This window comes from Promicromonospora sp. NPDC023805, from assembly GCF_040639635.1.
GTDB lineage: Bacteria > Actinomycetota > Actinomycetes > Actinomycetales > Cellulomonadaceae > Promicromonospora.
On sequence record NZ_JBFAAH010000021.1, the window covers coordinates 39,091 to 56,360 of the forward strand.

General features: G+C 66.1%; 18 protein-coding genes. 11 read left to right on the forward strand and 7 right to left on the reverse strand.

The genetic code is table 11. The features are described from left to right. Positions 1–130: 130 nt before the first annotated feature. The 4 genes from AB0F70_RS19570 to AB0F70_RS19585 form a co-directional block, all read right to left on the reverse strand. A complete protein-coding gene (locus AB0F70_RS19570; protein ID WP_357451884.1) occupies positions 131–1,996 on the reverse strand; it encodes a DUF2075 domain-containing protein in 1,866 nt (621 codons plus the stop codon). A gap of 208 nt (positions 1,997–2,204) precedes the next feature. Then, positions 2,205–2,543, reverse strand: a complete 339-nt coding sequence (locus tag AB0F70_RS19575; protein WP_357451887.1) for a nucleotide pyrophosphohydrolase — start codon at positions 2,541–2,543, stop codon at positions 2,205–2,207. Between the two features lie 67 nt (positions 2,544–2,610). Beyond that, positions 2,611–3,072 (reverse strand): NUDIX hydrolase, encoded by a 462-nt coding sequence (locus AB0F70_RS19580; RefSeq protein WP_357451890.1) that lies wholly within the window; start codon positions 3,070–3,072, stop codon positions 2,611–2,613. Beyond that, entirely contained in the window at positions 3,069–4,460 is a 1,392-nt protein-coding gene (locus AB0F70_RS19585; RefSeq protein ID WP_357451893.1) for a hypothetical protein, read from the reverse strand. The genes AB0F70_RS19580 and AB0F70_RS19585 overlap by 4 nt, the downstream gene beginning before the upstream one ends. A gap of 279 nt (positions 4,461–4,739) precedes the next feature. On the opposite strand from AB0F70_RS19585, the gene AB0F70_RS19590 reads away from it, so the two are divergent. The 5 genes from AB0F70_RS19590 (at position 4,740) to AB0F70_RS19610 (ending at position 10,387) form a co-directional block, all read left to right on the forward strand. Then, positions 4,740–5,591, forward strand: coding sequence for an HAD family hydrolase (locus AB0F70_RS19590; RefSeq protein WP_357451897.1), 852 nt, complete (start codon positions 4,740–4,742; stop codon positions 5,589–5,591). A gap of 37 nt (positions 5,592–5,628) precedes the next feature. Continuing rightward, the gene (locus AB0F70_RS19595; RefSeq protein ID WP_357451900.1) at positions 5,629–6,207 is read left to right on the forward strand and encodes a 2'-5' RNA ligase family protein; all 579 of its coding nucleotides are present in this window, start codon (positions 5,629–5,631) and stop codon (positions 6,205–6,207) included. A gap of 79 nt (positions 6,208–6,286) precedes the next feature. Further along, positions 6,287–8,053, forward strand: a complete 1,767-nt coding sequence (gene argS / locus AB0F70_RS19600) for an arginine--tRNA ligase (RefSeq protein WP_357451903.1) — start codon at positions 6,287–6,289, stop codon at positions 8,051–8,053. A 51-nt stretch (positions 8,054–8,104) separates the two neighbouring features. Next, on the forward strand, positions 8,105–8,788 hold the full coding sequence (locus tag AB0F70_RS19605) for a GNAT family protein (protein WP_357451906.1): 684 nt from the start codon (positions 8,105–8,107) through the stop codon (positions 8,786–8,788). A gap of 357 nt (positions 8,789–9,145) precedes the next feature. Further along, complete coding sequence (locus tag AB0F70_RS19610) at positions 9,146–10,387, forward strand: hypothetical protein (RefSeq protein WP_357451909.1); 1,242 nt, start codon at positions 9,146–9,148, stop codon at positions 10,385–10,387. A 396-nt stretch (positions 10,388–10,783) separates the two neighbouring features. Here AB0F70_RS19610 and AB0F70_RS19615 read toward each other — a convergent pair whose 3' ends face one another. After that, positions 10,784–11,029, reverse strand: coding sequence for a MazG-like family protein (locus tag AB0F70_RS19615; protein ID WP_357451912.1), 246 nt, complete (start codon positions 11,027–11,029; stop codon positions 10,784–10,786). A 195-nt stretch (positions 11,030–11,224) separates the two neighbouring features. Here AB0F70_RS19615 and AB0F70_RS19620 point away from each other — a divergent pair, with 195 nt between their 5' ends. Next, positions 11,225–13,198 carry a hypothetical protein gene (locus tag AB0F70_RS19620; RefSeq protein ID WP_357451915.1) on the forward strand — a complete coding sequence of 658 codons (1,974 nt, stop codon included), beginning with the start codon at positions 11,225–11,227 and terminating at the stop codon, positions 13,196–13,198. Positions 13,199–13,285: 87 nt separating this feature from the next. After that, positions 13,286–13,648: a DUF6234 family protein gene (locus AB0F70_RS19625; RefSeq protein ID WP_357451918.1), complete on the forward strand. Its 363-nt coding sequence runs from the start codon at positions 13,286–13,288 to the stop codon at positions 13,646–13,648. Positions 13,649–13,655: 7 nt separating this feature from the next. Here AB0F70_RS19625 and AB0F70_RS19630 read toward each other — a convergent pair whose 3' ends face one another. Further along, a complete protein-coding gene (locus tag AB0F70_RS19630) occupies positions 13,656–14,282 on the reverse strand; it encodes an NAD(P)H-dependent oxidoreductase (RefSeq protein ID WP_357451921.1) in 627 nt (208 codons plus the stop codon). 111 nt (positions 14,283–14,393) lie between these two features. Between AB0F70_RS19630 and AB0F70_RS19635 the strand changes: the two genes are divergently transcribed. Beyond that, positions 14,394–14,984 carry a helix-turn-helix domain-containing protein gene (locus AB0F70_RS19635; RefSeq protein ID WP_357451924.1) on the forward strand — a complete coding sequence of 197 codons (591 nt, stop codon included), beginning with the start codon at positions 14,394–14,396 and terminating at the stop codon, positions 14,982–14,984. 63 nt (positions 14,985–15,047) lie between these two features. Here the strand turns inward: AB0F70_RS19635 and AB0F70_RS19640 are convergent, their stop codons facing one another. Then, positions 15,048–15,614, reverse strand: coding sequence for a DUF1062 domain-containing protein (locus tag AB0F70_RS19640; protein ID WP_357451927.1), 567 nt, complete (start codon positions 15,612–15,614; stop codon positions 15,048–15,050). Between the two features lie 291 nt (positions 15,615–15,905). Between AB0F70_RS19640 and AB0F70_RS19645 the strand changes: the two genes are divergently transcribed. The 3 genes from AB0F70_RS19645 to AB0F70_RS19655 are packed head-to-tail and all read left to right on the forward strand — an operon-like array spanning position 15,906 to position 17,181. Then, complete coding sequence (locus AB0F70_RS19645; protein WP_357451930.1) at positions 15,906–16,277, forward strand: metalloregulator ArsR/SmtB family transcription factor; 372 nt, start codon at positions 15,906–15,908, stop codon at positions 16,275–16,277. Next, positions 16,274–16,777, forward strand: a complete 504-nt coding sequence (locus AB0F70_RS19650; protein ID WP_357451933.1) for an SRPBCC family protein — start codon at positions 16,274–16,276, stop codon at positions 16,775–16,777. The genes AB0F70_RS19645 and AB0F70_RS19650 overlap by 4 nt, the downstream gene beginning before the upstream one ends. Continuing rightward, positions 16,774–17,181, forward strand: a complete 408-nt coding sequence (locus tag AB0F70_RS19655; RefSeq protein ID WP_357451936.1) for a VOC family protein — start codon at positions 16,774–16,776, stop codon at positions 17,179–17,181. The genes AB0F70_RS19650 and AB0F70_RS19655 overlap by 4 nt, the downstream gene beginning before the upstream one ends. Positions 17,182–17,270 lie beyond the last annotated feature (89 nt).

A 17,270-nucleotide genomic window follows, 5' to 3' on the forward strand; every position in this document is an offset into this window, starting at 1 on the left:
GGTCAGGACCCGAGCTGCAGCAGCCGACGAGCGGCGCGTGCCTAATTCTCGGTCACGATTCAGGTGCTCAGTTCGTTCAAGTTCGTGGCGACAGCAGCTCCATAAGGTCGATGCCGTGCTGCAGACGAACCTATTCAGGTGTCAGCGCCTGGGTGGCACTTCCCGTAGGCACCATAATTTTGAGGAACCTTCTCGTCTCCTCGTCCGTCGAGTAGATCAGCGTGCCAACCATCCCGCGGGTGAGCAATACCTTGTAAGTGTTCCGAGTGAGCCTGTCGAACTGCACGTCTGTGACGCTCTTCTTGGTCAGTTCTCCGTCGCGGCTCTCCGCACGCCGAACCAACCAGGCACCTCGACCGCCGTCGGCTGTCTGCCGCCAGACCATGTCCGGTCCTAGGATCACGCCGTTCCAGTCGTACTCGAAGCCCTGTGCCGTATAGACGCAGCCGACCTGGCCGAAACCAGCCGGGTCGGTCGCCCAGAGAGCCGAGGGAGGAGCCCCACCTACCGAACGTTCACCTCGGAGGTTCCATGGACGCGCCCAGGACCCGATCTTGACGTCGGAAACCAGGGAACCGTCGTCACGCGGATCAGACCAAGGCCAGCAGAAGCCCGCCGTCATGCGAGCGCCCTTGCCCGTGTTGCGGTATGCCTGCAGTCGACCCTCAAGTTCCTGGGGTGAGTCCACGACGTCGACCTCGAAGTTCTCGTCGACACCTTCCCATGGCTGAGGGCCGGCCTCCACATCGCGCAGACCGAGGAGTCTCTCTACCCACTCGATATACGCGAGACTCCCACCTGAACGGAACTGGTCGGCGAGGTCGATCTTGTGGACCTGGAGGCCCTTGGACTCTGCGGCGATGCGAATATCGTCCGGCGTCCCCATCTCTCCAGGACGCACGACCTGGTTCTGGTCCAGGAGGAACACCGGGACCCGAGCGGCGTCGAGCAACTCATCCACCTGTGCACGAGCCTTCTCTCGAAGCTCCTTGCGGGTGTACCTATCGACGGACTTCTCGCGGATGCGGTGGGCCTCATCCAGGATCAGTACCTCAAGACCGTTGCGCTCGGCCTCCATGAAGTTGTTGAAGTACTTGAACAGCCCCTGCGTCCGCGACGACCCCTTGCCAGCTACCTTCCGCAGGGTTTGGGTGAAACTCCGTGATCCGGTTGCGTGAATCGCCGCGCGCCCCTCGCGAGCTAGCTCGCCCATCAGCGACAGAGCAATCACCGACTTCCCGGAGCCGGGGCCGCCCGTCACCAGAATTACCGACTTGGAGTCAGCCGACGCCGCCTTCTTCACCTGATGCAGGACCACATCACGGACCGTCTTCTGCTCGTCGAGCAGGACGAACTGCTCCTGCTCGCGAATCTCTTTTGCCACGACCGCCATCAACTGCTTCGACGGCGCGGTCTTCGAGCTCACCAGTCGATCTGCAGCGTCGACGCCTGACGCGCCCTTGGCCAGGAGCGACTGCAGATGCTCAATGAACTGGCCACGACGCTCCCCCGTGAACATCGGCGCCTGCGCAAGTTCCTTGCTGGCAAGCAGATCGCTGACGCCGAAGTCGGTCGCGTTGTGCAGGTAAGCGACTCCCTGCAGTTCCTCGGGCGTGTGCTCAAAGGCTCGCGAGAAGTCGCGCAGGTATTGGACATAGCCTGCGACCTGGGTGCTCGGATGCGACGACAGATAGCGGGCGCCATCGATCTCGACGAGCGCGTCGTTGTCCTCCCACAGGTTCGCTTGGCTCCACTGCTTGAGCTCGACGACCACATAAGAGTGCTTCCCCGTCCGTGGGTGCACACCAGCAAGGATCGCGTCAGCGCGCTTCGACGTCAGCGGTAGCCGGTGCTCAAGAAGCACCTCGACCTGGTCCAGGCCTGCATCAGTGAGGTCGCGCGCGAGCGCGGGCAGGGAGTTGTGCCACGAACGGCGCTCCCCCACTCCTACGTGCACGCCCTGGCGCGAGAGTTGCTCAGCGAGGTGTGTCTCCACGGCAGATGAGTCTGAGTTGAGCGACGACGACAACGATGCCGCGGAATAGCGGATGACCGACAAGAACGTCCCCTGAGCAGCACGAATGAACGTGCGGCGGGGACATGTCCGCTTGTCGGAGCGGAAGTCCGTCGATGCCGCGTGGGCAGTGCGAGTCTATGCAGGTCAGGCGTCGAGGGCCGGGCAACACATGGGGTGATTCGCGTAGTCAGACCACCGGTTGCCCCGGCGGAAACCGCTCGTCGTTCCTCGTGATCTTCGCGTGCGCCGCCTGTATCAAGTCCACCCCGCAGACGTCGGCCAACTGCACCAGATACAGGAAGACGTCTGCGAACTCTTCCTCGACACCGTTTCGAGTGTCGGGGTCCGCCAGCTTCTCGTGGACCTGGTCGTCCGTCAGCCACTGCATCTCGGCGAGAAGCTCGCCCACCTCACCCGCGAGCGCCATCGCAAGATTCTTGGGCTTGTGGAACTGGCCCCAGCCTCGGGCAACAGCGAAATCGCGGAGCCTGGCGCGTACGGACTCGATCGTGGCGTCGTCGTTCATGGGCTCATGATGCCCTGCCGCGTGGGCACCCACGCCTTGGCCACAGGCGGCACAAGCTGAACCGCGATTACCGCGATCGACCATGCTCCAAATACACGGCACTCTCAGCGAGCCATGCCATATGCGCCTGCCGGATCCGCCGCTCAAGGCGGGGAATTAGGTAGTCACTCAGTTTTCCGAGATCGACCCACTCATAAGCATCAAGCTCTACGTCGTCCAGTCGAATCAGTGACTCGTCGTCGCCCAGCGGACCGCAGTCGAACAGGTAGAGGATCTTGTCCCCTTCACGATCGTTCGGCGCCCAGTCGTTGGCCAGCATCCGCCGCGCAATCCGCTCCAGGCCGAGTTCCTCACGTAACTCCCGCTCGCATGCCGCAGCTGGAGACTCCCCGATGTCGACGTATCCGCCTGGAAGGTCCCACCCGTTGCTGTAGGTCTTGTGCACCAGAAACACAGCATCGTCTGTCGCGAACAGAGCGCCCGCCGCGACACGAGGCGTCGCGAACCGTGCAGTGGGATCGGCGGTCATACGGCGACTCCCACCGCGCGTGCGAGCCGGGTCAGCTCGACCCCGGGGCGTCTGGCGGCGGTCTCGACGAGAGAGTTCACAACGTCCTTCGTGATGCGGTGGTGGCGGACCTGGGAAGGTGCCGATGCCTCGGCCCGCACGAGCGTAGCCAGTGCATCCTCCCTGTCCCCCACTGCGAGGCTTGCACGCGCGATGTCGAGGTGAAGCCGCACACGCCGCTCGGTCGGCATGTGGTCCACGTGCAAGCTTCCGCCGGTCGTCAGGACTGTGTCCATGTCCGACACCGCGGCAGCCACGTTCGCCCGATGAATCACAACGTTCGTCGGCCCGAAGGCAGTCCAGAGCTCGTTGCGATCGCTCCCCACCACGACGGCCGCAGTATCGGCCTCATCCAGGTAGGCGTTCGCATCCGCCATGTTGCCGTGACCGGCACTGATCACGGCACCTGTCAGCAGCAACGTGCCGTACACCGAGGCCGAAGTCGATGTCCGCGCCATCTCCGACTGGAGGCTCCGTGCCGTGCCCGCGATCACTTCGAGAGCATCGGCTGGTCGACCCGAAGACGCCATGGCGAATGCCGTCGTACGCAGCAGCGACACGTGCACGTCTCGATCGTTGCTCCTGTTAGCGGCCGCGACGCCGCGGTCCGCCGCGATCCAGGACAAGTCCACCCGTCCGGTCTTCGAGAGCAGGGCGGCGGCGATCTGGTAGGCGAACGCACAAGTGCGGTCCGACGTTGTGATCGCGTCGACCATCCCGAGCGCTTTCGTGGCGTGGACCGCTGCGAGCACGAAGTCCGACGCCTGAAAGGCGGTGAACGCCGCAGCAACACTCACCTCCAGCATCTGACCCGACGCGTACTGGGACAGATCAGCCGGCGCGTACGCGGTCAGCGCCCGACCGAGGCTCTCGAACGCGCTCGCGGGCTCAGGCTTGGGGGCTCCAGGCGCCATCCGTTCCACGTGTGCAGCAGAGACTCGGAACGACGACCGATCCGGCTCGGTGCGACCATGTGTCACCGCCACGAGTCGGCGCTCCGCAGCCGACATTCGGTCGAGGTCTGCCTCGTCAAGGAGGTCGGCGACCACGCAGCCATGGCCGAACGTAGCGGCGAGCGCGGCGAGGACCTCCAAGGACGGGCGCGATCCGCCGAACGGCCATGACTCCCACTCGGAGACGCGACTCTCACGAACGGCCAGATGCGGGTTGTCGGAACGGAACTCCTGCACGAGCTTCCATTGCGGCCAGCCCATCGCGTATCGCCAGGCCACGCGCGGCCGCACGTGCAGTCGGTGGGCCAGTTCGACCGCGACATCCTTGGCAGGCATGCCTCGACGGAATAGCTCCTGCCGGATCTGCTCCCGCGATGCCTTCGCGCTCTTGGCCACTCCCCACCTCCTTTCCGTTCTCACAACGTGCTGTCGGCGTCCGCCTCTAGACAGCGTAGTGACGGCAGCTTGTCGGGGCCCTTCGCTTGGCGGAAGTTTCCAGGTTCTGGAAGTTGTGGAGGCCCGAGACCACGTTCCTGCTGCACCTAGACTCGGATCGCGTTCTTCCTTGGACAGGCGGATCTTCCACCCGTAGGCAGCGGGAGGGTGGTTCTGCCTGACGGCGATGGCTCCCCCGCCGACGTCGGGCACCTCAGACCTGACCCATCGGAGATCACCGTGACCACACACGACAACGTCGACATCGCTTCGCCGATGCTGATCGCCCTCGATATCGACGGCACCCTGCTGCACGCCAACAGCCACATCAGCGACGTCGTCCACGAGGCGATCGACCGCGCCCAAGCCGCCGGGCACCACCTCATTCTCGCTACCGGTCGAGGCTTGGACGGGCTCCTACCGATCGCCGAACGGCTCGGGCTGACCACCGGATATGCCGTGGCGGCCAACGGCGGGCTGACGATCCGTCTGGATCCCAGCGCTCCGGACGGCTACCGGTTCGCGAACGCTCGGATGTTCGACCCGGCAGTAGTGATCCAGGCTGCCCTCTCACTCGCTCCGAGTGTCCTCGTCGGGGTCGAGGAACTCGTCAGAGGCTGGAAGGTGAACCGCCCGTTCGACCCGAGCCTGCTCAACGGCGAGCAGACGCAGGCCACCGTGGTGGATCTATGCGCGGGGCCGGCCTGCCGGATCTCGTTGGCCGCACCTGAGATCCGACTGCACCTGGAAGCGCTGCGAGCGACGGGAATGACCGTCACGACCGCGGGACCGGACTGGCTCGACGTGACCGGACCGGGCGTCTCGAAGGCCACGACGCTCGAGCGACTCCGGGCCAAGCTCGGGGTCGCTATCGAGCACACCGTCGCGATCGGCGACGGGGCCAACGACATCGAAGCCCTGGCCTGGGCCGGCCGAGGCGTAGCGATGGGTCACGCTGCCGAGGCCGTGCGCGAGGCAGCCGACGAGGTCACCGGCACGATCGACGAGGACGGCGCTGCGGTGGTGCTGGCATCGCTGCTGCGGTCGGCGGCCGGGCGGTCTGCCGAGCAACCGACCGAGCGGTCAGCCTGACGGTCGACATCGTGAACCGGAAGGAGGCGACGTCCCCGTGTCTGAGGTGTCACAGAAGATAGGTGTGTCCTTTGCCGTCGAAGGCACTGCCGCAGACGACGTCGTCCGACTGCACACCGCGATCGCGGGCTCGTTCGGTTCCCAAGTCAGGTTCGGCCGGGACGGGAACAGCCGGCCACATGTGACGGTCGCACTGGGCGAGGCGGATCAGGCTTCGCTTGCCCACGTGATCGCACTCGTAGAGAAGGCTGCCCGCACGACGGAGCCCTTCCTGCTTGCCTTCGGCCCTGTTGCCCGGAAGGCCGTCACCGGACGATACGTGTTGGCCGACGTGTACTTGCCGGGTTCGATTCGTCAGTGGCGAAGCGCTCTGCGCGCGAGGATCGCCAACCACCTGAGCGGGCTGGGGCGTACTACCGACGAGCCCCACCTGACGGTCGCCGTCGTCGACGAGCACGGCGTCGCCGTCGACGACCTACTGACCCGAGCGGACCAGCGCATCGCTGGCTGCCGAGTCGCACACATCGACGTCGCTCATGCCGGCCCTCGCGGCGCGAAGGGCTCCATCATCCGGAGGTTCAAGCTCGGCGACGAGGCCGCCCTGCTCGGCACCTAATTCACGTGGTGTGCCACCACCCCGCATGGCACCCTCAGCGACGTAGAGGTCTCACACAACTCAAAGGAAAGGCTCACGCGTGCACGACGTCGTGGCGATCAAGGACCAGGTTGAGGCAGCCGTACAGGCCGCCCTGTCCCAGGTGCTCCCGGCCGAGCTGGCCGACACCGACCCGGTGGTCCGACGATCCGACCGCGCCGACTTCCAGGCCAACGGCACACTCGCCGTGGCCAAGAAGGCCAGCCGCGCCCCGCGCGACATCGGGACCGACGTCGCCGAGCGCCTGACCGGACTCACGGCCGAGGTCTCGGGTCCGGGATTCCTGAACATCACCGTCCCAGACGACCTGGTGTGGTCGGCCGTCGCGGCACGGCTCGCCGACGACCGGCTCGGCCTGACCACACCCCGCTCGGGCGAGCGGGTAGTGGTCGACTACTCGGCGCCCAACGTGGCCAAGGAGATGCACGTCGGCCACCTACGCTCGTCCGTGATAGGCGACGCACTCGTGCGCGTCCTCACGCAGCTGGGCGCGGACGTGACCCGCCAGAACCACATCGGGGACTGGGGCACCCAGTTCGGCATGCTCATCCAGTACCTCGACGAACACCCCCAGGTGTCGTGGAAGGGCCGAGGCGCCGAGACGATGTCTGCACTCGATGGCCTGTACAAGGCTGCCCGGGCCGAGTTCGAGGCCGACCCGGCATTCGCGGACCGCTCCAGGGCCCGCGTCGTGGCCCTGCAGTCCGGTGACGACGCGACCTTGGCCGTGTGGCGGGACCTGGTCGCCGAGTCGGAGAAGGCGTTCGAGGTCATCTACGACCGGCTCGGGATCCTGCTCGACGGCGGAGACTTCGACGGCGAGTCCCGCTACAACGACGCCCTGGCCGACGTCGTCGACCACCTGCTCCGCACAGGGATCGCCACCGAGTCCGACGGCGCCGTGGTCACCTTCACCGACGGCGTCACCGGGCCCGAGGGCGAGCCCGTGCCGTTGATCGTGCGGAAGAAGGACGGCGGCTTCGGCTACGCGGCGACCGACCTGGCCACGCTCCAGCTGCGGGTGGACCACTACAAGGCCGACCGCATCCTCTACGTCGTCGACGCCCGACAGGCCCTGCACTTCCGCATGGTCTTCGACACAGCCCGCCGCGCCGGCTGGCTGCCCGACACCGTCCAGGCAGAGCACGTCCCGTTCGGCACGGTGCTCGGCACCGACGGGCGGCCGTTCAAGACCCGCTCCGGCAAGACCGTGCGGCTGGCCGACCTGCTGGACGACGCCGAGGCCGCCATCCGCACCGTCCTCGAGTCGAAGGAGCACGACTTCACCGACGCCGAGCTCGACGCCATCGTCCACGCCGCCGGGATCGCAGCGATCAAGTACGCCGACCTGTCCAACACCCGCACCAAGGACTACGTGTTCGATGTGGACCAGATGGTCGCCACGAACGGCAACACCGGCGTCTACCTGCAGTACGCGCACGCACGCGTCCGCTCCATCCTGCGCAAGGCGTCCGCCGCGATGACGTCGGACGGGTCGGCCGCGACCGGCGTCGGCCTCGTGGACGCCACTCTCCCGGCGCACGCCACGGAGAAGAGCCTCGCGCTTACCCTCGATGCCTTCGGCGCTGCCCTGCACGACGTCGGAGTCACGCTCGAACCGCACCGACTGTGCGGGTACCTGTACGACGTGGCAACTGCGTTCACCAAGTTCTACGAGGCCTGCCCCGTCCTGAGGGCCCCTGACGACGCCGTGCGGTCCAACCGCGTGGCTCTGTGCGACCTCACCGGTCGGACCCTCGCTGCCGGCCTGGACCTCCTCGGCATCCGGGCTCCCGAGAGGATGTGACGCGGCGACATGGAGTCCTATTGGCCGACCAGGGCCGCTCTGAGCGCTGTCATGCCGACGTTCGGGCTTCGGGTCCGTTGGGATGACTTGGAGCTTCGGCTGCCCGACGATGCCGAGCTCCTCGCACTCGCCGACCTCGCGGCCGATGGCGTGCACAACTCCGAGGTCGTCCCGTTCTCCTGGGCGTGGACCCGCGGCACAAGCGAGGACGTCAAGCGGAATGTCCTCGCGCACAAGTGGAAGAACCGGGCTCGGGCCGCACCCGACGACTGGGTGCTGTCACTTGCCGTGGTCCGGAACGGCGAGATCGTCGGGGAACAACAGATCTCTGCGAAGAACTTCCCGGTCACGCGTTCCGCGCACACCGGCTCCTGGCTCGGGCTCCAGCACCACGGCCAAGGCATCGGTACCCGGATGCGGCTCATGGCGCTGCACCTGGCTTTCGAAGGACTCGATGCCGCAGAGATGCTCAGCGAGGCCTACGACGATAATCCTGCCTCGAACGCCGTCTCCCGACGCGTTGGGTACGCGGCAAACGGGTCGAGGCTGGTCCCTCGAGAAGGGCACTCGGCCATCGAGAACCGCTACCGCATGGCTCAAGAGCTATGGGATGCCCGCCCAGACGATCTCCGCGCTGAGATCACGCTCGAAGGTGTGCTGCCAGTCCGCGAGCTGTTCGGGATCAATCAGCCGAAACAGTTTTCGTCGTCGACGCACGGCTCTCCGGGCATCTAGCTGGCTGGCGTGACCGTCGTCGTGGTGCCTTTCCACGGCCCGTCGCTGCGCCGTTTCAGGCACGCTGGAGAGGAAACGCCCACCGGCTGCACCGGTTCCGAGTCTCGGGTGGTGTTTTCGATTCCCATGTCGTAGCCGGCGGCACTGCGCCGCACGACGCGCTGTTGTCGGGTTTCGCAGGTTCACCCGCCCTGATCCGTAGGCAGCGCCCATCCAGCGGCTAGGTTCGAGCAGGACTTGGCGTCCTGTTTGTCGATACGGACGAGCAGCGCCGCGGACTTCCAGTGGGGACCGGCGACACCACCGAGTAGTCCAAGTCCATCGCAGACCACTACCTTCACATCTCAGGAGCCAACGGTGGACCACGGGATTCAGCTGATCAGTGACGGCGATGGTCTAGCGCTCATCGGCGATCCGATGGTTGTCGAACGCTTCCTTGACTCTAAAGGGCTGCCGTCGAAGGACCTCGGACTGCACCGGCTAGGGCCGGTCCTTGGCACCGCGGCTGGGGCCGCGCAGGCAAGTTCCGAGATCGCTGCCAACTCCGGTCGCTGGCTCAAGCTAACTGAGGAGTCGGCTCGGCTTGTCACCGAACACGGGCTGAGGACGAGTTCGAAAACAGGGCTCAGCTCAGGTGTACTGAAGGGGAACAGCGGTCAGATCAAGGGGTTCGTCGAATTCGCGAAGGGGCACGGGTCTCTTCTGACCAACCCGGCGATCCTTGCTGGTGCCGCAGGGATCATGGCGCAGCTCGCGATGCAACAGGCCATGGACGAGATAGCCGACTACCTCGCAACGATCGACGAGAAAGTCGACGACGTGCTCCGCGCCCAGAAGGACGCTGTGTTGGCGGACATGATCGGCGTGAACCTCGTTATCGAAGAAGCCATGACCGTCCGAGAGCATGTAGGTCGGGTCTCCGAGGTCACCTGGTCGAAGGTCCAAGCCACACCGATGACGATCGCACGAACTCAGGCGTATGTGTTGCGTCAGCTCGACGCCCTCGCGGAGAAGTTGGAGCACAAGGCCAACGTCGCCGATCTCGCCAAGACATCCAAGGAAGCCGAGTCCAAGGTTTTGGAGTGGCTCGCCGTTCTGGCACGTTGTTTCCAGCTGCAGGATGCGATCGCCGTGCTCGAGCTGGACCGCGTGCTAGATGCATCGCCGGATGAACTAGATCAGCATCGTCTCGCACTGAGGGTCGCCCGTCGCAACCGCCTGGATCTCATCTCGCAGAGCACCAAGCACCTAATGGACCGGATCGAGACGGCAGCGGGCATTGCGAACGCGAAAGTGTTGCTGCACCCGACCACGTCACGAGCAGTGGTGTATTCGAGCAGCCGTGTCACGACCGCCGTCGTCGACTTCCATGGGCTGCTCGGGATCGAGAGCGATCGACAGGCACTGGAGGCGAGGCGATGGGTCGATGCGGCCACTGAGGTGAAGGACAAGGCGCTCGAGACCGGAGCCGAGGGCGTCGGCACAGCTAGGCGCCTCGGGAACGAAACCTTCGACAAGGCCCGTTCCGTGACGGGCAAGCTATCCAGCGGGATTGCCGAGCGAGCGCTCCGTCGGCGGGGAAACGACACGGAAGGCTAAGTGACCGACGACTGTCAGCCGTGTGAGCTCTCGCCGACTGCAACCGACGTGTCGCCCATTCCTGAGGCAGTCCCCCGTTGGTCCACAGTCTTCGGCATCGGTCGTTACACGTCTCTCGGAAATCGATTCGCGCTAACCTCTGGCGATGGATAGGACCACACCTACCGTTTCAGAGCTCGCAGTGGAGCTTGGTATAGCCGCGAAGACAATGCGGGGCTGGATGCGGCGGCAAGGCTGGCGGCATCCCGTGGAACTTGGCAGCCCGTGGACGCTCACCGCCGAGCAAGTCGAGCAGTTGCACATGCACTTCTCGAGGTCGACGTCGACAGCGGCAACAGCATCCACAGACGATGACTCCGGATTCGGGGCCTTGACCGTCGGCGAGTTGCTGACCACCTACAGCCGGGTTCTCGGTTGCCCCGGTGGAAACCGCTGATCGTTTCTCGTGATCTTCGCGTGCGCCGCCTGGACCAGGTCCACGCCGCAGACGTCGGCCAGCTGCACCAGATATAGGAAGACGTCAGCAAACTCTTCCTCGACACCGTTTCGAGTCTCGGGGTCCGCCAGCTTCTCGTGGACCTGATCGTCCGTCAGCCACTGCATCTCGGCGAGAAGCTCACCCACCTCGCCCGCGAGCGCCATCGCGAGATTCTTGGCTTGTGGAACTGACCCCAGTCCCGAGCTGCAGCGAAGTCGCGGAGCCTGGCGCGTACGGACTCGATCGTGGCGTCGTTGTTCATGGGGTTGATTCTGCCCGGGCGGCGAGGTCCTTCACCTTGCCAGGAACCCGCGCGGTGACCAGCCCGGCACCCCTGGGAAGTGTCGTACCGTCTGGGAATGCAAGCGTGGGACGGGATCGACTGGGCGTCGTTGGAGCACAACTACGGCTCTGCCGCGGACATCCCACACCTTCTGCAGCGCTGCACATCCACCGACGCCGATGAAGTCGCCGAGGCGATCTCAGAACTCGATAGCGCGCTGCACCACCAAGGAGGTTGGATCTGCTCGGCGTCGTCAGCCGCCTTGCCGTTCCTTCTACACCTCGCCGCCTCCGCGACCCACCACCGGGCCGCGTTCGTACACCTGGTCTGGGACCACTGCCTCACGTGGCAGACGGCGGACGACAAATGGATCGACCGCGCGTGGCCGGCGGCCGTCCGTTCCGTAGAACCGCGGGTCCGTGCTGTGGTCGCGGACCACGATCCACTGGTACGTCGGCCGGCAATCCATGTAGCGGCCGGGCTGCTCGAGCCACAGGCAGCGGAGACGCTGCTGCTCGGCCTATGGGAAACCGAGCTGGACCAGGCGACGCGGATCGACCTCATCGATGCCTTGTCGGTAGTGCTCAAGCGCGACCCAGAGCGGGCGCGGGTGCGTGCGGTGCTGGAGGAGACTGCCACTGGTGGCGACGCACAGCTGTCGATCGCGGCGCTGCTTGAGCTCCCAGACGCCACGGATCGCGCCGTGCGTCTAGTCGTCGCTGCACAGTCGCTCGTCGACATGGATGCAAGGCCGTGGAAGGAAGCAGCGGCCTACGACGTCGGTGCGGGTGGTGTGCTGTTCGCGATTCTGAACGCCGTCTTACCGGACCAAGTCACCTACCTCAAGCTGCTCAAGAAGTTCCTCGCCCCAGAAGCGGGTGAGGCAGTGCCTGACGAGCTCGCGCAGCGGGCACTGGAAGGCTGCGGCCGACTGCTGTCGCGTCAGCGCGATGCGGCCGGCCAGGTGGTGCCTCTGATCGCTCCCTATCTAGCGTCTCCCGACCCTGGCGTGCGGTACACAGCCTGCTACCTGCTCGCCTGCACGGGCGATGCTGCCCGGCCCTACGCCGACGAGATTGCCCTGTTGCTCCAGGACCGAGCCATCAACGAGGAGCGCCACGCTCGCCGAGTGGTCGCAGCGGCCGCCGTCTGGGCAATGGCTCGGATCGGTGACCCGAGGTGCCTGCCGTACGTACGCGATGAGCTGGATGGGCGCACGAACCTGTTCTCTGCGACGAAGTACAGCTCGGGCGGCTCCTACTTCACCGTGCGGGACGTAAGTATCGACGACCTGGTGCGCCCCCTGCACGCGTACGCCGATGCACTGCTGGCGGACGTCTTGCGCGCCATGGCCCGCAACGAACGGCCCTTCCTGACGCTACGCCTGGCCGAGGTGCTCCAGGACTGGGATATTCGCGGAGAAGTGCCCGCAGGCGTCGTGGACCTGCTGAAGGATGACGAGAAGTGGCGGCATGCAGCCCTGGCGATCGGGAGCCTCAGTGCGGTTGCTTTCGGTCAGCATCGTCGTGCGGCACGGTTGCTCGCGCGGCGTGCCGAGCAGGACGACGGCCTTGCTGCCTGGGCCTACCGCCGCCTGACCGGGCGCGACGTGTTCGGCGACCAGACCCTGAGCCGGGTTCTGGACGCGGCGATCACGACGAGGCACGATGCCGTGTCGCTGTCCGACCACGTCCTGCCGTATATCGCCACCCGGCCGCATGCCACAGGGTCCGACGTCGCCAGGTTGCGGAAGCTCCTCGACGACAGCAAGGCGATGCGCCCGACCGCCGCGGCAGCGTTGTACCTGTTGCACGGAGGGGCCGAGGAAGGGGAAGTCCTCGTCAGGATCGCGCGCCAGGACCACTGGGCCTGGCGCGTCGTTGCCATCGTCCTGAATGAAGTGCGGGACATCCCCGCCGCCCGGAAGATATTCGGCCCTATCGCCCGCGAACTGTTCGAGGATCGCAACCGCCTCGGTACCGCCGTCGGATGGGCCGTGATCGCCCGGGATGAGAGCCTGATCGCGCGCGCCTCGCGGTTCCTCGCCTGATCTCTCACGGAACCATGCCACCTTTGAGGATCAGGAGCCGTCACGATGAGCAGCCAGGACGAGAGACTCGCCAACGCAGGTCCCGGCGTGGCATTCGAAGTTGTCGCATCGCTCGTCGCCCTCGCGGGCCCCGTGGCGCTGCTGATGAACACGGTGGACGCCTACGGATTCCTGGCGCCGTCCACACCCGAGCCACGGCACACCACCTTCTACGCGGTCGTCGCCGCGATCATGCTGGCCGGTGTCACCTGGACTTTCCTCTCTGCCCGACGGCGGAACGCGCGCATCATCGCGTACATCTGGCACGTGCTGGTCGGGATCTGGGCGGTCGCGGCGATCGTGCTGCTGATCGTTCCCCAGGTGGACTGGCGATCCCTCAACGATCCCCCACCCGTGGAGCAAAACGTGGACTACGACCCGTGCTACTCGGGCGGAGATCCCTGCGGCTGACCAAGATTCAGAACGACCCAGCGGTGTCGAGCACCGCAGCATGCGCCTTCTTGCGCGCCAGGTCGACATCCGCCGCAGCAAGATTCGGCTGGAACCGGACGCTCGCAATGTCGCTGATCCCCGCCCACCGCAGCCACCCCTCGAAGAAGGGCTTCTGGAAATCGCTGCCGAACTCCGGCCCGCGGCCCTCGCCCCAGACCGCGCCGGTGTAGATCACCGCGGCCTTCTTGCCCGTCAGCAGGCCCTCGTAGCCGGTCACCGGGTCGAAGCCGAACACCATGCCCGGCTGCGAGACGACGTCGATGAACTGCTTGAGGACGTAGGGCACGCCCGAGTTCCACATCGGAACGCTGAACAGGTACCGGTCGGCGGCGTCGAACCGGGCGAATGTCGCCTTGGCCGCCTCCCACGCGGCGATGCCCTCCCCGCTCGGCTCGACGCCGGCGAAGACGTCCATCTTTGCCTTCGCCGCGGCGGGGCCGAACTCCGGCAGCGTGCCGTCCCACAGGTCGAAGTGCTCGACGTCGACGCCGGGGTTAGCCTGGCCATAAGCGTCCAGGAACGCGGTGGCAAGGCCCAGGGACTCGGACGCCTCGCCGCGTGGGGAAGCGCTGATATGCAACAGTCGGGTCATGGTCAGCTCCGGTGTGTCGGATCGACGGCAACGCGAAACCGGAATAGGTTCCGCTTCATGAAGGAAGTTAGCGGAACCGATTCCGCTTTGTCAACGAGCCTTCCCCTGCCCGTGCACGGGCAGCCTGAAGGCGCGGCCCGCACCCGGCGCGCGGACGCCGCCCGCAACCAGGGCAAGGTGCTCGACGCGGCGGAGCGGCTCTTCGCGCGCGACGGTGTGGAGCGCGTGACCATGCAGGCCGTGGCCAAGGAGGCCGGCGTCGGCGTTGGGACGCTCTATCGGGGCTTCGGCGACAAGGCCGGGCTGGCGATGGCCCTGCTCGGCGAGCGCGAGCGCCAGTTCCAGGAGCTGATGATCTCCGGGCCTCCCCCGCTCGGCCCGGGAGCGGAGCCTGTCGAGCGGCTGACGGCGTTCGTCGCCGGGTACACCGAGCTCGTCGCCGAACAGCTGGAGCTGGTGCTGCTGTCGCAGACGGCGGCTCCGGGCGCGCGGTTCCGCAGCGGGGCGCACGCCCTCTGGCGCACGCACTGCCGTCATCTGCTGAGCCTCGCCGGCACGCCCTCCCCCGTGCTGCGCGCGGACGCGCTCCTGGCGGCGCTGTCGGGCGAGATGATCGCGCACTGGCTGACCGAGGAGGGCAGAGACCTGGCGGAGGTCAGGGACGCGATGGTGGAGCTGGCTCGGACGTTCGTCTCCGAGTAGACCCGGGCTCAGTGCGGCCTGTCCGGCAGATGATGCCGGACAGGCCGCAATCCCAAGCGCGGGTCAGCGCTTGAGCGTGAAGGCGAAGTCGCCGGAGAGCTTGCCGCTCAACCGGACCGCCGAGACGAGTTTCCCCGCAACGAGCAGCCTCTCGACCTCGCCCCGCGAAAGACCGCACCCTTCAGCGATCAGTCGCATCGGCCGGACCGGGATCCGCGCCGCGAAACGGACCGAGACGTCGAGCACCTCGTGGTCCAGTTCATCCGAGTGGTCCAGGCCGTCCGGTCCGCCCGTGTCGAGACGCCAGGCGCCGTCCCAGTCGAGGGTGATGCGATTGCGGCGCTGCACCGCCGGATCCTGGAGCACCTGAGGTATCAGGCCAGGATCGTTGTTGTGCAGCCGGTCCAGTAGCTCAGGGCGGATGGAACGCACCTTGACCCGTTCCAGAACCGTGAGCTTGACGGTCTCCTCGCAGACGGTACAGAGCGCGAGAAGCCAGGCGTCGATGATTTTGTGGTGTGCGTTGACGCGGAATTTTCCGCTTGCCCGGAAGCGCTCGGACTCGCACGCGTGACAACGGCGGCGAACGAGCGGCAGGCAGGTGGGCATGACTGCCCAGGTTTTGAGCATAGAAGTACACCGGTCTCAGTGAGAGGTCCGCAGCAAAAAGGTGCGCGGCGCACAGGCGCGACGCGCGACACATCAGCACTCGGGAGATCTCACAGGGTGTACAACGGCACGACCTTGGCTCGACGACTTCGTTCGGCAGCACGCTAATGGCGCACAGCAGCGCTGATCCACTGCTTTTCGAGCGCTCCAAACGCTCCTGAAGTCACCAGCCGCACCGCTCACGACCCCCAGTCTTGACAGGCCGGCCGCAGATGCGGTTCCATCACCATATGGTTATGAAACTGGTTGGTTATGGGAACCGTCACCGCTGAGCGGCTCGATGCGACATTCGCCGCCCTCGCCGACCCGACGCGCCGCGCCATCGTGGCCCGGCTCGCCTCGGGCGAAGCGACGATCACAGAGCTGGCCGCGCCGTTCAACATCAGCCAGCCCGCAATCTCGAAGCACGTGAAGGTGCTCGAGCGAGCGGGACTGGTCACGCGGAGCCGGCAGGCGCAGCGCCGGCCGTGTCGGCTTCAGGCAGGGCCGCTGCGGGACGCCACCGCGTGGCTGGCGAACTACCGCGACTACTGGGGCGAGAGCTATCAACGGCTTGATGCGCTACTCACCGAACTCACGGCCGACGGGGGCTCCGCCGCGACCCCTCAGGACGGCCGGTCGTGAGTGCCGACAGTCGCCTGCGCGTCGCCGCGCCGGGTGACCGCGAGATCGTGCTGTCGCGGACGTTCGACGCTCCCGCAGGTCTCCTCTTCGACACGCTGACGCAACCAGAGCTGCTGACCCGCTGGTACGGCGCCCGCGGCTGGAATCTCGTCACCTGCACGATCGATCTGCGTGTCGGCGGGCACTACCGGTTCGTCTCCCGCGGCCCCGACGACGCCGAGCTGGCCCAGTCCGGGACGTACCGCGAGGTCGAGCGACCGTCGCGGCTTGTCTACACCGAGGTGTTCGACGACCAGTCCTATCCCGGCGAGACGCTGATCGAGCACCAGCTCACCGAGCGCGCCGACGCCACGACGTTGACCAGCACGCTGCGCTACCCGTCTCCGGAAGCGCGCGAGATCGTGCTCCGCTACCCCATGACCCGAGGAGTCGGTCAGGCGTACGACCGGCTCGACGCAATCCTCACCGAACTCGCCAGAGCACAGGAGAAGCAACCATGAAGTGGACCCTCGAAGTCGTCGTCGTGCCGGTCTCCGACGTCGACCGCGCCAAGGCTTTCTACAGCGACAAGGTCGGCTTCCACGTCGACCACGACACCAAGATCGGCGAGGGCCAGCGCATCGTCCAGCTCACCCCGCCTGGATCGGGATGTTCGGTCGTCATCGGCGAAGGTGTCGTTGCGGCCATGCCGCCAGGATCGCTCAAGGGCCTGCAGCTCGTCGTCAACGACGTCACGAAGGCTCGGGCGGAGCTGGCCGAACGAGGTGTCGAGGTGAGCGAGGTCCAGGTCCTCGGCGAGAACCCGACGCCGATGCCGGAGCCGCTCGACAACGTGGGATTCTGCTTCTTCAACGACCCGGACGGCAACGCCTGGTCGGTCCAGCAGATCTCGACCCGCCCGTGACCGGATCCGCCCTGCTCCCACCGCCCCAGCAATGTCACAAGCGTGGCGAGGCGTCACTCCGGCAGGGTCGGCATGCCGGATCCACCGAA

What these genes read in the sequence shown, in the direction of transcription:
- AB0F70_RS19580 (WP_357451890.1), bottom strand. Translation starts at nt 3,072, where the DNA reads ATGACCGCCGATCCCACTGCACGGTTCGCGACGCCTCGTGTCGCGGCG.
- AB0F70_RS19615 (WP_357451912.1), bottom strand. Translation starts at nt 11,029, where the DNA reads ATGGCGCTCGCGGGCGAGGTGGGTGAGCTTCTCGCCGAGATGCAGTGG.
- AB0F70_RS19645 (WP_357451930.1), top strand. Translation starts at nt 15,906, where the DNA reads ATGGGAACCGTCACCGCTGAGCGGCTCGATGCGACATTCGCCGCCCTC.
- AB0F70_RS19605 (WP_357451906.1), top strand. Translation starts at nt 8,105, where the DNA reads ATGCCGACGTTCGGGCTTCGGGTCCGTTGGGATGACTTGGAGCTTCGG.
- AB0F70_RS19630 (WP_357451921.1), bottom strand. Translation starts at nt 14,282, where the DNA reads ATGACCCGACTGTTGCATATCAGCGCTTCCCCACGCGGCGAGGCGTCC.
- AB0F70_RS19655 (WP_357451936.1), top strand. Translation starts at nt 16,774, where the DNA reads ATGAAGTGGACCCTCGAAGTCGTCGTCGTGCCGGTCTCCGACGTCGAC.
- AB0F70_RS19620 (WP_357451915.1), top strand. Translation starts at nt 11,225, where the DNA reads ATGCAAGCGTGGGACGGGATCGACTGGGCGTCGTTGGAGCACAACTAC.
- AB0F70_RS19575 (WP_357451887.1), bottom strand. Translation starts at nt 2,543, where the DNA reads ATGAACGACGACGCCACGATCGAGTCCGTACGCGCCAGGCTCCGCGAT.
- AB0F70_RS19640 (WP_357451927.1), bottom strand. Translation starts at nt 15,614, where the DNA reads ATGCTCAAAACCTGGGCAGTCATGCCCACCTGCCTGCCGCTCGTTCGC.